We start from the raw sequence: 14,200 nt of genomic DNA on the forward strand, positions 1-14,200 counted from the left end.
AGCGTTGAACGACGAAAATTCCTCTGGCGGCCCGCTGCGCGGCAATTCCAGGCGCCGGAACGCGCGCTTTGCCGTGAGCGTGCTGATCATGGCTCTGGCGGCGGCTTTGCTGCAGTTACTTTCACCGACGACGGGCGGACTCGGCGCATTGCATACGTCCGCGCCGGATAGCCCGGTGCCCGCGGGCGCCTATGAGTTGGCGGGGAAGGTGATCAATGTGGCCGACGGCGACACCGTCACACTGCTGACCGACGACAACACGCAGCACCGCATCCGCCTGGACAGCATCGACGCGCCGGAAAAAGCGCATGGCTCGGACCAGCCCGGCCAGCTTTTTGCCGAGCAGGCGCGCAGGAACTTGGCCGCGATGGTGGCTGGCAAGCGCCTGAGGGCGCGCTGCTACGAGACCGACCGATACAAGCGCGAGGTCTGCGCCCTGATGTTGGACGACGGTTCATCGGTCAACCGCGCCCAGGTCCAGAGCGGCTACGCCTGGGCTTACACGGCGCGGCATGATGCCTATTTGCGCGACGGCGCCATGCCCGAATTGCAAAGCCAGGCCAAGCAGGCGGGCCTTGGCTTGTGGGCTCAGCAAGGCCCCACGGCGCCCTGGAAATGGCGCTACGATTGCTGGAGGCAGCAGCGGTGCGATTGATGCGGCGCGTGCTGGCGGCCTGTACGGCTTTTGCGGTCGCGGCGCTGATGCTGCTCGCCGGTCTGTCGGGCTGCTCGCCCGACAACCCCATCAATAGTCCCTATCCCGACGCCAGCCTGGCCCGCAACACGCTCTACACCGCCTTCGCCGGACGCTCGCCCAAGTACCTCGACCCCGCCAGTTCCTACTCGACCGACGAGACGCCCTATACCTACAATATCTACGAGCCGCTTTACGGCTATCACTATCTGAGGCGGCCATATACGCTGGTGCCGCGCGCGGCAGCCTCGATCGACCCGCCGCGGTACCTGGACGCGCAGGGCCATGTGCTGCCCGCCGACGCGCCGGGCGACCAGATCGCCCAGAGCGACTACATCATCCGCATCCGCCCCGGCATACGCTATCAGCCGCATCCGGCGCTGGCCCGCCGTGCCGACGGCAGCGATGTCTACGATCCCGTGCCGGCCGGCGTGCTTGCGCGGGCCTATGCCATTACCGATTTCAAGCAGACGGGTACGCGCGAGCTGACGGCCCAGGACTACGTCTACGGTTTCCGGCGCCTGGCCAGTCCGCGCGTAGTCTCGCCCATTTTTGCGCTGATGGCGCAGTACGTGGTGGGCCTGAAGGAATACGGCGACGTGCTGCGCAAACGGGATGCGGCCTTGCGTCAGGGACTGCCGGCGGGCACGCGCGATCTGCCCTGGCTGGACCTGCGCCCGGCCGACGGCTTTACCGGCGTGCAGGCGCTGGACGATCACACCCTGCTCATCCGCGTGAAGGGCAAGTATCCGCAGTTCAAGTATTGGCTCGCCATGACCTTCACCGCGCCGGTGCCCTGGGAGGCGGACCGCTTCTATAGTCAGCCCGGCATGGCCGAGCACGATCTGTCGCTCAACACCTGGCCCATAGGCACCGGTCCCTATATGCTGGTGCAGAACCTGCCCAACCGGCGCCTGGTACTGCAGCGCAATCCCAATTTTCACGGCGAGCCTTACCCATGCGAGGGGGCGCCCGGCGACCGCGCGCGCGGCCTGCTGGCCGATTGCGGCAAGCCTACGCCCTTCATCGACCGCATCGTGTTCAGCAATGAAAAGGAAGCGGTGCCCCTGAGCGGCAAGTTCATCCAGGGTTATTACGATATTCCCCAGGCTGACCGCGGCGACTACGGCGTGGCCATGCGCGTGGCGGCGGACGATTCGGCCGACAAGGCCAGGCTCTATCGCGAACACGGCATCCGCCTGCCCACTTCGGTGGCGATGACCGAAATGTACATGGGCTTTAACTGGCTCGACCCGGTGGTGGGACGCGGCGACACCCCCGAGCAGCAGGAAAAGAACCGTAAGCTGCGCCTGGCCATCAGCATTGCCTTCGACTGGGAGGCGCACGTGGCCGTGTTCGAGAACGGGCAGGCGCAGGTGGCATACGGCCCACTGCCCCCGGGCGTGCTGGGCTACGAGGCGCCGCCGGCCGGATACGATCCGCAAGTCTACGATCTGGTCGACGGCAAGCCTGTGCGCAAATCCCTGGCGCAAGCCAGGCGCTTGCTGGCCCAGGCCGGCTATCCCGACGGGCGCAGCAGCAAGACGGGCCAGCCGCTGGTGCTTTACTACGACGCGACCGGGGGCGCGGGCGGCGACGCGCAATTCGATTGGATGCGCCGCCAACTGGCCAGGATCGGCATTCAGCTGGACCTGCGCGCCACCGACTACAACCGTTTCCAGGACAAGATGCAGCGCGGCGCGGCGCAGCTGTTTTCCTGGGGCTGGGTGGCCGACTACCCCGACGCCGAGAACTTCCTTTTCCTGCTCTACGGCCCCAACGGCAAGGTCAAGTATGGCGGCGAGAACGCCGCGAATTACGAGAATCCGGAATTCGATAGGCTTTTCGAGCAGATGAAATACCTCGACGACGGCCCGCGCAAGGTCGAGCTGTTGCGGCGCATGGTGGCCATCGTGCAGCACGACGCGCCCTGGATGTTCGGCTACTTTCCGCTATCGGGCGCAGCCTATCAACAGTGGGTGGGCAACGCCAAGCCCACCGATATGGTGCGCAACACGCTGCAGTACATGAAGATAGATCCGGCTTTGCGGTTGCGGCGTGTGCGTGAATGGAACCGGCCCATCTGGTGGCCGCTGGTCGCCTTCGCGCTGGCGGGCGCGCTGGCCGTGGCGGCGGCCTGGCGCACCGTCAAGCGGCGCGATGCCCAGGCGGCGCTGCCTGCGGCAGCGGCGGATCGATCGAGGCAGGAGAGGGCATGATCGCTTATATCCTGCGGCGCCTGATCTACGGCGTGCTGATCCTGGTGGGCGTCAATCTCCTGACCTTCGTGCTGTTTTTCGCGGTGAACACGCCCGACGACATGGCGCGCTTGGCCATAGGTGGGCAGCGCGCCAGCCCTCAGGCCCTGCAGAGGTGGAAGACCGAGCACGGCTACGACAAGCCGCTGTTCTATAACACGACCGAGCAGGGTGCACGGCGCTATATCGACACAGTCTTCTACCAGCGCTCGGTGCCGCTGCTTTTCATGGATTTCGGCGTGTCCGACGCAGGGCGCGACATAGGCCGTGAAATCCGCGCGCGCATGGGACCCAGCCTGGCCCTGGCGCTACCCACCTTCATCCTGGGTTTGGCAAGCAGTGTGGCTTTCGCGCTGATGCTGGTGTATTTCCACACTACGCGGCTGGATTTCTGGGGCGTAGTCGCTTGCGTTGCGATGCTGTCGATATCAGGGCTTTTCTACATCATCGCGGGGCAGTGGCTGTTTTCCAAGGTGCTGCGTCTGGTGCCGTATTCGGGCTATTCGGGCGGGTGGGACATGATCAAGTTCCTGGCCCTGCCGGTGGCGGTGGCGGTGGTGGCCGGCTTGGGTTCGAATGCACGCTTCTATCGCACGCTGTTCCTGGAGGAGATAGGTAAGGACTACGTGCGCACTGCGCGGGCCAAGGGTCTTGGCGAGGCAGTCGTACTGTTTCGCCACGTGCTCAGGAACGCCATGCTGCCTATTCTGACCGGCGCCGTGTCGGCTATCCCTCTGCTGTTCATGGGTAGCCTGATATCCGAATCCTTCTTCGGCATTCCCGGCCTGGGCAGCTACACCATCGATGCCCTCAACGCGCAGGACTTCGCCATCGTGCGGTCCATGGTGTTTCTGGGATCGGCCCTGTATATCGTAGGCCTGATTCTGGCCGATGTTTCCTACACGCTGGTCGATCCCCGCGTGCGTTTCGAATAGCGAGGAGAGCGGCATGCCGTTCAAACCCGTTCTGCTCTGGACCGACGCCGCGCTGTTCCTGATGCTCGCTTGCGTCTTACTCTACGCGGTGCGCGTCGCGCGCAGCGCGACCTTGCGCGCGACGTGGTCGCAGGTCGCGCACAGCGCGCCGGCCATGTGCTCGGCGATCGTGCTGCTGGTGCTGGTCGCCGCGGGCCTGCTCGATTCCCTGCACTACCAGCCGCGCCTGCCGCCTGCGTCCGCAGCGCCCGCGCATGCGGGCGCGGTGTATTCGCCGGCCGTGCGTTCGGCGCTGGACGGCCTGTTCGATGCCACGGTTCTCACGCATCCCGAAAAGACCTATTCCGCGCCGCTGGCGTGGCGCCAATTCACCAAAGAAACCATGCTGATGCACGGTCAGCCGGTGCGCGATTTTCCGCGCCTGAAATATGGGGGTGCGTATTTGGCCGACCCCGCCACCCAATGGCGGCCGGATGTTTTCATGCGCCTGGGATGGGGCATGCTCGGCGGTGTGGCGGCTGCGCTTGTTGCGGGCGCCCTCCTGGGGGCGGCCTTGTCCAGCCGTCATGGCGGCTGGCGGCGCGCGCTGGGTGCCGTGGGCCGCAACCGCACGCAGTTGCCCTGGCGCGCGATGCTCTGCACTGTCGCGGCACTATGTCTGCTGATTGGCGCAGTGGCCGGCCTGGCCAGTGGCTACCACGTGCTGGGCACCGACCGCACCGGCAACGACGTGTTGTGGCAGTGCATAAAGAGCGTGCGCACGGCGCTGGTGATAGGCAGCCTGACCACGGCCGCCATGCTGCCGCCGGCTATTTTCTTCGGCATCGCGGCGGGCTATTTCAAAGGCGGTATCGATATTGCCATCCAGTATCTCTACACCACCATCACCTCTATTCCGGGGGTGCTGCTGGTGGCTGCCTGCTCGCTGATGATGCAGGTTTACATCGATCGCCATGCCGAGTTCTTCGATACCTCGGCGGCGCGGGCCGATCTGCGCCTTTTTCTGCTGTGCATGATCCTGGGCCTGACCGGTTGGGACGGCCTGTGCCGTCTGTTGCGGGCCGAGACGCTCAAGCTGCGCGAGCTCGACTACGTTCAGGCGGCGCGCGCCTTCGGCGTTTCGAACTGGCGCATCATGCGCCGGCACCTGCTGCCTAACGTCATGCACCTGATCCTCATTACCGTGGTTCTGCAGTTCTCCAGCCTGGTCCTGTACGAGGCGGTGCTGTCCTATCTTGGCATAGGCGTGGACCCGAGCATGAACTCCTTCGGTTCGATGATAGACAGGTCGCGCTACGAGATGTCGCGCGATCCGATGGTCTGGTGGGGCCTGCTTTCCGCCTTCGTTTTCATGCTGACCTTGGTGCTCGCGGCCAATCTGTTCGCCGATGCGGTGCGCGACGCCCTCGATCCCCGCCTGCGCCGGCGCCGCACCGGCAGGGCCGTGGCGGATACGGGAGCTTCTCCATGAACGTGCCGTTGCTCGAGGTGGCGGATCTGAGCGTGGATCTGGCCGGCGAATCCGGCGTAATGCAGGCCGTCAGGCGGCTGCGCTTTGCGATCGATCGAGGCGAAACCTTCGCGCTGGTGGGCGAATCCGGCTGCGGCAAGAGCCTGATGGCGTTGGCTTTACTGCGCCTGCTGCCGCAGGCCGGACGCATCGTCGCCGGTGAGGTCCGCCTCGAAGGCAGGGACTTGAACCGCTTGCCGGAATCGGCCATGCGAGCCGTGCGCGGTGCGCGCATGGGCATCGTCTTCCAGGAGCCGGCCACCAGCCTGAATCCGGTCATGCGGGTGGGCGAGCAGATCATGGAGGTCTTGCGCGCGCATACCGCGCTGCGCGGCGCGGCGGCGCGCGAGCGGGCGGCGCATTGGCTGGGCCGCGTCGGCATCGCCGATGCCGTGAGGCGACTGGACGACTATCCCTTCCAGTTCTCCGGCGGGCAGAAGCAGCGCATCATGATCGCCATCGCACTGGCCGCCGAACCGGGGCTGCTCATCGCCGACGAGCCAACCACCGCTCTGGATGTGACCGTGCAGGCCCAGGTGCTGGCGCTGCTGGCCGATATCCAGCGCGAGCTGGGCATGGCGGTGCTGCTCATCACACATGATCTGGCCGTGGTTCGCCAAGTGGCCCAGCATGTGGCCCTGATGCGCGCAGGCGAGATCGTCGCAAGCGCGTCGGCAACCGATTTCTTCGCCGCGCCGGACCATCCTTACGCGTTGCAGTTGTTCGAGGCCATTCCTACGTATGCCAAGCGGGGCCGCCCCCTGTCGCCGGCCGGGCGGCAGGCCATGAAGGTGGCTGCCGCGCAGCCGGCGCCGGCTGCCGTTGTTTCCCGCGTTCCATCCGCTTGCGACATCCCACGGGAGATCCTGCTCGACGTGCGGGACTTGCGCGTGCAATACCCCGGAACAGGCCGGGCATGGCGGCGCGAATGGATCAAGGCGGTCGACGGCGTGAATTTCACCTTGGGCGTGGGCGAAACCCTGGCGCTTCTGGGCGAGTCGGGTTGTGGCAAGACCACCACCGCCCACGCCTTGCTCCGGCTGGCCGAAGGCGCCCGCGTCACGGGCAGCGCTCGGCTGGCCGGCCAAGACCTGCTGGCAGCCTCGCGTACCGCGCTGCGCGGTCTGCGGCGAGACATCCAGATCGTGTTCCAGGATCCGTATGCTTCGCTCGACCCGCGCATGCGGGTGGGGGAAATACTGGACGAGGGGATCGCTGCCCTGCGCCCCGAACTGGACCGTCCCGCGCGCGCGGGGCGTTCGCAAAATCTCTTGAGGCGTGTCGGCCTGCCCGCGGATTCGCTGCAGCGCTACCCGCACGAATTTTCCGGCGGCCAGCGCCAGCGCATCGCCATTGCGCGGGCGCTGGCCGTCGAACCCAAGGTGCTGGTTTGCGACGAACCCACCTCAGCGCTGGATGTGTCGGTGCAGGCGCAAATACTGGATCTGCTGCGCGAGCTGCAAACCGAACTGGGCATCGCCTATCTTTTCATTACCCACAACTTCGGGGTGGTCGAATATCTGGCCGATCGCGTGGCGGTGATGCATGGGGGACGCATAGTCGAGAGCGATACGGCCTGGGCCGTGCTGCACGAACCGCGCCATGCCGTCACGCGGCAGTTGCTGCAGGCCGTGCCCAGGCTGGATTTCTCATCGCCCGACGGCTACATGGAAATGCCCTATTGATTCGGCCCTTAAACAGTATCAAGCAGCGTACTTGACGCGAGGATCGCGAAAGTAGGCTTTGACGCGTTCCGGCTCGCTGCCGATCACGGCCATATGTGCTTCGGTGGCGGCGCGAAGTTTGGCCTTGGTGCGTGCCGGTACCTTGCGACGGATAACGTGTTTGAGATCGGCGTTGAGACGTTCCTCCGGATTGAGTTCGGGGCTGTAGCTGGGTAGATAGAACACCTCCATCTGATCGACATGCTCGGCCAGCCACTGCTTGACCGGCTTGCAGTGATGCACGCCCAGGTTGTCCAGGATCAGAAACACCTTGCGCTCGGTGTCCGCGACCAGGGCCTCGAAAAACTCGATCAGCTTCTCGTGATTGAAATTGCCGTCGATGATCATCCAGCGCGCCTTGCCCTGGTTGGTCACGCTGGCCAGCATGGACAGCTTCTGGCGCGTGCCACCCACTGCCATCGCTACCGGCGTCTTGCCTTTGGGGGCGTAACTGCGGCCACGCACATCGGTGTTCACCAGCGCCGTCTCATCACCCCAGTGAATCTCCGCACCCTCTGATTTGGCGCGTTCGGCGATGCCAGGATAGGTTTCATCCAGCCACGTGCGCACGGCTTCGGGCGACTGTTCATAGGCGCGCTTGATGGGCTTCTGCGGCGTGAAGCCCCAGCGCGCCAGATACTTTCCAACCGAGCGCAGGTGCAAGGTGATCTGGTAGTCGCGCTCGATCAGCTCCTTCACGGCGGCACGGCTCCACAAGGCGAACTCCATCTTCAGCTGCTCCGGACGGTTGTCGCAGATCGTCTGACCGATCGTGGCTTCTTGCTCGACGGTCAGTGCGCGTTTGTCGCCAGCGCTGCGGCCACGTTGACCTGGCGCCAGCGCCGCCATGCCCCCAGCGTTATAGCGGTCGATGATCTTGCACGTGGCTGAATAACTCAGTCCCACATCGCGCGCGATCTGCCGCTTGGTGAGCTTGCGCTTGTACGCCCGAATGACCTGGCGGCGGCGCTCGTGTTGTTCGGCCGGGCTGAGCCGGCGGGCGTCTTCGGTTTCCATGCGCTATCTGACCACAGCGCCAGCAATTAGTTCAGACTATTTATGGGCCTTATCTATAATGCGATAAGATAGCGGGTTTTCCTGAAAGCCTGATTGTTGATGGAAGCTTTGCCGGTGAAGGCAAGTTGCGGGCGTTTGGGGCGTTTTTTGGAGTCAAGCCCGTGATGGCGGGTATTCGTAATTGGGCGATAAGTTGCTATAGTTAAAAGATTGTTTCTCAAAAGGATGGCACACGACATGCATCAGTTTGGTCTACTGCGCGCCGGCAAGGTCTTGCGCGCGGCGCTGGCCTGCGCAGCCTTGATAGGCTTGAGCGCCTGCGCGACCAATCCGTCGTCGTCCGAGGCCTCCCCCGTCGCCGCGAAACCGGCAGCGCAGGCTACAGAGCCCGTCGCGCCGCAGGCCGATGTGCCGGTCTCCAACACCACCGTGGCCGAACTGCAGGGCCTCATCCGGGATCACAAAGTCGACGAGCTGCGCACCATCTACAACGCCAGCTACGGCGCCAGCATGCTCTTTAAGCCGGACGATCTGACCTATTATGTTGTGCTTTTCCAACAACGTAATTTCTGGCAGGTCGTCAAAACCCAATCCTTCCAGCAGGCCGATATGGCCTACCGTGCCTTTGTCGCCCGCACGGCCGAACTAGCCCAGGCCGATTTCGAGCGCATCCGCCTGGAAGCGGAAAACGCCAAGGCACAAGAACTGCTCAACGCCCGCCTGGCTCGCCTGAGCACCTTGCAGGCCGATCAAGCGCTGCGCCAGCAGCAGGACCAACTGGTAGCTGCCCGGCAGAACCAGATCAACGCCGAAACCGATCGCCTGAACCAGCAGCAAGAGATCGCCCGTTCGCAGCTGAACAATCTGCAGCGTCAGATCGATGCCTTGCAGGCTGAGCAGAACCGCCTCTTGGGCATCGTCAATCATCCGGTGCCTTCCAGGCGCTACGTCAGGCCGGCGCATCGGACTTATAGAAAGCCCTATTCGCATTCTTACCACAGCAGAACGCCCGTCCACAGGGTTCCCGCCGCGCATGCTGCCAAGGTGCCGGCAGCGCCTCAGGTGCCCGCGCCGCGTGCTGCGGATGCACCGCCTCCCGCCGCCGCACCGCAGGCTGGCGCAGCGGCTGCCCCGGCGCCCCGGCAGGCGTCCCCAGCGGCATCCCAGGCGCAGTAAAGACGATGTGTGCCGCCGGCCCTGTCTGGCGGCACCCGCTTGCTGGCGGGTGCATCCGATTTGGCCAGCCGGGCCTGTTGCCCTTGTGTTGGCGCCTTTCGCGCCCATATTGAAGTCATGGCACTCAAAGTTTTCGACCTTCAATGCGAGCACGGCCACGTCTTCGAGGGGTGGTTTGCCTCGCACGACGACTACGATACCCAGCGCGCCCGGGGACTGGTCGCATGCCCCATGTGCGACTCCAAGGAGATCGCCAAGCGCCTGTCGGCGCCGCACCTGAACGTTTCGCATCTGCACGCGCCCGAGTCCGCGTCGCCAGCGCCTGCGGCGGGCATGGATGAGAAGGCCGTCATGGCCGCTCTGCAGGCCCGCGTTATGCGCCAGGTGCGCGAGCTGGTGCGCTCGACCGAGAACGTCGGTGCGCGCTTTGCCCAAGAGGCCCGCCGCATCCATGAGGGTGAGGTCGACGAGCGCCCCATCCGCGGCACCGCGACCCAGCAAGAGCGCGCGGAGCTGGCCGAGGACGGCATCGAAGTTTTGGCGCTACCGGCCTTCCTGGACGACGGCCCGTTGCAGTAAACGCCGGCCACGGCTTTCGATTCGAGCGGGTCCTGAATGAAAAAGCCCTCGGAACTTTCCGAGGGCTTTGCATATCGGCCGGCTCAGGGCCAGCCATGAACAAGGGATTGCGCTGCAGCGCTTACACGCGGCTGCGGTATTCGTTGGTGCGGGTGTCGATTTCGATTTTGTCGCCGATAGCGCAGAACAGCGGCACGTTCAGCTCGAAGCCGGTATTGATCTTGGCGGGCTTGAGCACCTTGCCCGAGGTGTCGCCACGCACGGCCGGCTCGGTGTAGATGATTTCGCGCACCAGCATGGTGGGCAGCTCCACCGAGATGGCACGGCCTTCGTAGAAGACCACTTCCACGGGCATGCCTTCTTCGATGTAGTTCAGGGCGTCGCCCATGCTGTCGGCTTCGATTTCGTACTGGTTGTACTCGGCGTCCATGAAGACGTACATGGGGTCGCCAAAGTACGAGTACGAGCATTCCTTGCGTTCGAGCAGGACGATGTCGAACTTTTCGTCGGCCTTGTAGACCGATTCGCTGTTCGAGCCGTTCAGCAGGTTCTTGAACTTCAGCTTGACCACGGCCGCGTTGCGGCCCGACTTGTTGTATTCGGCCTTCTGGACCACGAGCGGATCCTTGCCGACCATGATCACGTTGCCGACTCGCAATTCCTGAGCGGTTTTCATTTAATCAAAACTCCGGGGTAGTTCTCGGGGTAATCCTCGCGCAGGGCCATTCCCGCCGGGTCAGCTCCCACTGGGTTAATTTCCCACCAATAGCGCCGGCAAAGATTATCGCAAAGCCGGTAAAGCCTTCTATTCTAACGTGTTTTAAGCTTTTCTGCGCAAAAAATGGCCAATTTGTCGGCCAGATCGGGACCGGCCGCCTGTTCGGCAGCCCAGGCCCGGGCAGCCGCCTGCCAGGCGCTCCAGGTCGGCTCGGACAGCGCGGCTTGCAGGGCATCGGCCAAGCCCGGGGCGGCCGCGCCCTGGGCCTGGGTTCCTCCATTCCAGGCACGCGCCAGGTGGCGGGCGGCTTCGGGTGCGGGATAGCGGGCCAGCCAGGCTTCGAGTTTTTCCAGATGCGTGTTGCCGTCCTGCGGGTAAATGTGCCAGACCAGCGGCCGCGCGGCCCAGGCGGCGCGCACGAAGGAGTCTTCACCGCGCACGAAATTGACATCGGCGCACCAGAGCAGCCGGTCGAAGTCGGGCTGCGCGACGAAGGGGACGCGGGCGATGCGCAGCGCGCCACCCGCGTGCGCGTCCAGGCCGGGCGCCACGCCCTCGGGCACCAACATCAGGGTCCAGTCGCTGCGCCCTCCTAGGGCCTTTGCCAGAAGGTCTGCCGACGCACGCGGATAGCAAAACAGCGACAGCACCCGGGCGCCCAAACGATGCGCCGCCAGTGCGGCATCATCCAGCCCCAATCGGCGCAGGAAATCGTTTTGCGTCTCGCGCGAGGCCTGCAGCGCGTCGCGCTCGGCTGTCAGGCCCGGTTCGCGCAGCAGTCCGCCGGTCGCCGGCGTAAAGCCGGGAAAGAAAAAATACTTCACTAGCCCGTCGGCACGGCGCGACGCTATGCCATGGCAGCCTTCTACCCAGTCTTCGGCGCTGAGGTATTCCAGGTTGATCCAGACAGGTCCTGCGCCCCTGCCGTGCGCGGCCGGCCCTTGTCCAGACGGTCCGGCAGCCAGCACGCGCACGGCATCGACGAACTCTGCCGGGGGATCGCAGGCAAAGGCTTCGATCACCACATCGCCCGGCGCCGGTAGGGGCGAGGGCGGGGTCGCCCGCCAATGGATGATCTGGACCCCGGTATGCCATTGCCGCGCCGCGGCCGTGTCCAAGCCAGGCTGGATGCGGGCGAAGGCGCACAGATCGTCCGCCCAGAGCCTCACCTGCCAGCCCAGGCCGTTCGCCAGCCGGCGCGCCAGGCGCCAGCACACGCCGATGTCGCCGTAGTTGTCGACGACCCTGCAGAACAGGTCGGCGCGCAAGCTCATTTAGTGAAAGTGCGTAGGGGCGCTTGCGGCGTCTTCGGGCAGTTCCGCATGGACCATCTCGCCCAGCGGATTGGGGAAGTAGGGCGCGCCGCAATCTTCGCAGAATTCGGGCTGCAGCACGCCGGGGATGCGGCGCACTTCGCCTACGCCGTATTCCCGCAGGAGTGCCGCGATCTCTTCGGCGGCGCCGGGCTGGCCATCGTCCAGGGCCTCTTCATCCTCGCGGCCATAGAGCGGCCACACGCAGCCGTAGTAAACATCGTTGCCCTGTGCGGGGGCGAAGCCGATGCGGTACTCGTCCACTCGGGTTTCGCCGCAGCCGGCCACGATGGCGCGCAACTGGTCCGCGGGCAGATTGACCGCGCTCTCCAGCCAATTGACCGCCGCGCGCAGCGACATCGGACGCACGCGCCGGTCGGCTTCGCGGTTGCTGACGTAGTAGGCATCGGGCAGCAGGCACTCGATGCCGCAGCCCGCAAGCAGCCCTGCAAGGGTGGGCTGAGCCTGGCTTACCCATTGCTCCAGGCAGGCATCGCGGCTGCTGGCCGGATCTTCGGGCTGCTCCTGCCAGCGGAACAGGGCCTGACCGTGCGGCACAGCCACCGCGGCCACCAGGTAACGGGTGTCGGCCAGCATGTGGGCCGTCTCCACCTCGGTATCTGGCGCCGGCCTGACGGTTTCGGCGCCTAGCGCCCGGGAAGCCAGCTTGTGCAGCCAGTGCCAGGTTTCCGAGAAAGTGCGCGGCATTTGGTCCAGGCTGAGCAGGTGAGGCATCAGCTCCACGCGTACATCCCGGGCCAGCACATGACCGTGCAGCTGGGCAAGCAGGGCCTGCTGCGCGGTGGCGGAAATGGGGCCGGCCGGAATCGCATAGCGCGTCCAGGCCAGGATGGGGGCCACCAGCAGCAGCACGTCGTGACGTACGCCGTTTTTTTCGACCTGTATGGATTCGGACTGGGTCTCGGCCTGCTCGATCAATATCTCGTAGGCGCCGGTGTCCTGCTGCACAAGGTGATCGAGCGCAGCATCCAGCGGGCCGTCCTGTCCGCCGCGCAGCAGCTTGGTGATGGCCTCGCCGATCTGGGATTCCCAATACTGGTCTTCCACGCGGCTACCTGAGCGGTTCAAAGCTTGGGCCAGCGTTACCAGACGCGATGCGTCGCGGGTCAAGCGGGAGGAGGTTCGGCTGCGGGTTCGGGCCATGAATCGATTTAGACTGCGTCAAGGAAAGCCTTGTAGTTTACCCCTTGGTTCTTCTTGGCCGATCTGCGTCAAGGCGCAAGCGCTTGTGCGCAAGGCGGGACCTCGCAGTACGGTATGTCGCTATTGGCTCGCCCTGGGCAACAGAGCGTGCCGCCCGGGGCCGTTTATTCCCGTGCGCAAAGCGCCCACAATGAGGGCGTTCATTGATCCTGCGGAGTTGCCGCCATGCGCTGGCCCGTTCTTTTCGTTTCCCATGGTTCTCCCATGCTGGCCGTCGAGCCGGGCCGCACCGGACCCGTTCTCGCGGATTGGAGCCGTTCCTTGCCGGAAAAACCCCGGGGCATCCTGGTCGTGTCGCCGCATTGGATGACCCGCGGTCTGGCCGTTTCCACTCGCGATCAGCAGGTCGCCTGGCACGACTTCGGTGGCTTTCCCGATGTCCTCTACCACTTGCAATACTCGGCGCCGGGATCGCCTGCCCTGGCCGCCCGTACACGTCAGGTATTGGCTGAAGCCGGCCTGCCTGCGGCTGATGATGCGCGCCGTCCTCTGGATCACGGCACCTGGGTGCCGTTGCGGTATCTCTACCCGGATGCCGATGTGCCCGTGGTCCAGCTTTCTCTGGATGCCGGCCGCGACGCCGCTGCCCAATACGAGATCGGACGTGCTCTGGCACCCCTGCGCGACGAGGGCATACTCGTGATCGGCTCGGGTTCGCTCACGCACAATCTGCGTGACATCGATCGCGATGGCGCCCCGTCTGCGAGCTACGTGAAACCCTTCCAGGACTGGTACGCCGAGCGCCTGCAGCAGGAACGCGTCGATGAACTGCTGCAATGGGAGTTCGAAGCACCGCAGGCGCATCGGGCGCACCCCAGCGACGAGCATCTCATGCCGCTGTACGTGGCGCTGGGCGCTGGCAATGGAGACCAGGCCCGCCGCCTAAACGACGAGATCACCTATGGCGCCCTGGCCATGGATGCCTATTCCTTTGGCTGAACCCGCGCCCCCGTTCAGAAGCCGCCTTAGTTCCGGGGCGCGTAGCCCGGGGCGCGTAGGCATTAAAAAAGCCGCGCAATTTGCGCGGCTTTTTTGTCAACGTCCCAGGCGGC

Annotated in this window: 11 protein-coding genes and 1 pseudogene; 8 read left to right on the forward strand and 4 right to left on the reverse strand. The window is 64.8% G+C overall.

The genetic code is table 11. The annotated features are described in order from the left end of the window. Positions 1-4 precede the first annotated feature (4 nt). From H143_RS0111835 to H143_RS0111855, 5 genes are read left to right on the forward strand one after another with little or no spacing between them, the layout of a single operon-like run. A complete protein-coding gene (locus H143_RS0111835) occupies positions 5-655 on the forward strand; it encodes a thermonuclease family protein (protein WP_019938457.1) in 651 nt (216 codons plus the stop codon). After that, positions 655-2,913 (forward strand): ABC transporter substrate-binding protein, encoded by a 2,259-nt coding sequence (locus tag H143_RS0111840; RefSeq protein ID WP_019938458.1) that lies wholly within the window; start codon positions 655-657, stop codon positions 2,911-2,913. Before H143_RS0111835 ends, H143_RS0111840 begins: the two co-directional genes overlap by 1 nt. After that, the gene (locus H143_RS0111845; RefSeq protein WP_019938459.1) at positions 2,910-3,887 is read left to right on the forward strand and encodes an ABC transporter permease; all 978 of its coding nucleotides are present in this window, start codon (positions 2,910-2,912) and stop codon (positions 3,885-3,887) included. The genes H143_RS0111840 and H143_RS0111845 overlap by 4 nt, the downstream gene beginning before the upstream one ends. A gap of 13 nt (positions 3,888-3,900) precedes the next feature. Beyond that, positions 3,901-5,358, forward strand: coding sequence for an ABC transporter permease (locus H143_RS0111850; protein ID WP_019938460.1), 1,458 nt, complete (start codon positions 3,901-3,903; stop codon positions 5,356-5,358). Continuing rightward, complete coding sequence (locus tag H143_RS0111855) at positions 5,355-7,082, forward strand: ABC transporter ATP-binding protein (protein ID WP_019938461.1); 1,728 nt, start codon at positions 5,355-5,357, stop codon at positions 7,080-7,082. Before H143_RS0111850 ends, H143_RS0111855 begins: the two co-directional genes overlap by 4 nt. An 18-nt stretch (positions 7,083-7,100) precedes the next feature. Here H143_RS0111855 and H143_RS0111860 read toward each other — a convergent pair whose 3' ends face one another. Next, positions 7,101-8,138 (reverse strand): IS630 family transposase, encoded by a 1,038-nt coding sequence (locus H143_RS0111860; RefSeq protein ID WP_019938462.1) that lies wholly within the window; start codon positions 8,136-8,138, stop codon positions 7,101-7,103. Between the two features lie 237 nt (positions 8,139-8,375). Here H143_RS0111860 and H143_RS20575 point away from each other — a divergent pair. Both H143_RS20575 and H143_RS0111870 read left to right on the forward strand, forming a co-directional pair. Further along, a pseudogene (locus H143_RS20575) lies at positions 8,376-9,047 on the forward strand (DUF2968 domain-containing protein); the annotation flags it as partial. 384 nt (positions 9,048-9,431) lie between these two features. Further along, a complete protein-coding gene (locus tag H143_RS0111870; protein ID WP_019938464.1) occupies positions 9,432-9,893 on the forward strand; it encodes a DUF1178 family protein in 462 nt (153 codons plus the stop codon). A gap of 121 nt (positions 9,894-10,014) precedes the next feature. Here H143_RS0111870 and efp read toward each other — a convergent pair whose 3' ends face one another. The 3 genes from efp to H143_RS0111885 all read right to left on the reverse strand — a co-directional run bounded on the left by efp (position 10,015) and on the right by H143_RS0111885 (position 13,088). Then, entirely contained in the window at positions 10,015-10,569 is a 555-nt protein-coding gene (gene efp, locus H143_RS0111875; RefSeq protein WP_019938465.1) for an elongation factor P, read from the reverse strand. 134 nt (positions 10,570-10,703) lie between these two features. Continuing rightward, on the reverse strand, positions 10,704-11,879 hold the full coding sequence (gene earP / locus H143_RS0111880; protein WP_026349980.1) for an elongation factor P maturation arginine rhamnosyltransferase EarP: 1,176 nt from the start codon (positions 11,877-11,879) through the stop codon (positions 10,704-10,706). A gap of 6 nt (positions 11,880-11,885) precedes the next feature. Further along, complete coding sequence (locus H143_RS0111885; protein ID WP_026349981.1) at positions 11,886-13,088, reverse strand: DUF2863 family protein; 1,203 nt, start codon at positions 13,086-13,088, stop codon at positions 11,886-11,888. Between the two features lie 225 nt (positions 13,089-13,313). Here H143_RS0111885 and H143_RS0111890 point away from each other — a divergent pair, with 225 nt between their 5' ends. Then, positions 13,314-14,087 (forward strand): class III extradiol ring-cleavage dioxygenase, encoded by a 774-nt coding sequence (locus tag H143_RS0111890; protein ID WP_019938468.1) that lies wholly within the window; start codon positions 13,314-13,316, stop codon positions 14,085-14,087. Positions 14,088-14,200 lie beyond the last annotated feature (113 nt).

This window comes from Bordetella sp. FB-8 (genome assembly GCF_000382185.1).
Lineage (GTDB): Bacteria > Pseudomonadota > Gammaproteobacteria > Burkholderiales > Burkholderiaceae_B > Bordetella.

What these genes read in the sequence shown, in the direction of transcription:
- H143_RS0111840 (WP_019938458.1), top strand. Translation starts at nt 655, where the DNA reads ATGCGGCGCGTGCTGGCGGCCTGTACGGCTTTTGCGGTCGCGGCGCTG.
- H143_RS0111845 (WP_019938459.1), top strand. Translation starts at nt 2,910, where the DNA reads ATGATCGCTTATATCCTGCGGCGCCTGATCTACGGCGTGCTGATCCTG.
- H143_RS0111850 (WP_019938460.1), top strand. Translation starts at nt 3,901, where the DNA reads ATGCCGTTCAAACCCGTTCTGCTCTGGACCGACGCCGCGCTGTTCCTG.
- H143_RS0111855 (WP_019938461.1), top strand. Translation starts at nt 5,355, where the DNA reads ATGAACGTGCCGTTGCTCGAGGTGGCGGATCTGAGCGTGGATCTGGCC.
- H143_RS0111860 (WP_019938462.1), bottom strand. Translation starts at nt 8,138, where the DNA reads ATGGAAACCGAAGACGCCCGCCGGCTCAGCCCGGCCGAACAACACGAG.
- H143_RS0111870 (WP_019938464.1), top strand. Translation starts at nt 9,432, where the DNA reads ATGGCACTCAAAGTTTTCGACCTTCAATGCGAGCACGGCCACGTCTTC.
- efp (WP_019938465.1), bottom strand. Translation starts at nt 10,569, where the DNA reads ATGAAAACCGCTCAGGAATTGCGAGTCGGCAACGTGATCATGGTCGGC.
- H143_RS0111885 (WP_026349981.1), bottom strand. Translation starts at nt 13,088, where the DNA reads ATGGCCCGAACCCGCAGCCGAACCTCCTCCCGCTTGACCCGCGACGCA.
- H143_RS0111890 (WP_019938468.1), top strand. Translation starts at nt 13,314, where the DNA reads ATGCGCTGGCCCGTTCTTTTCGTTTCCCATGGTTCTCCCATGCTGGCC.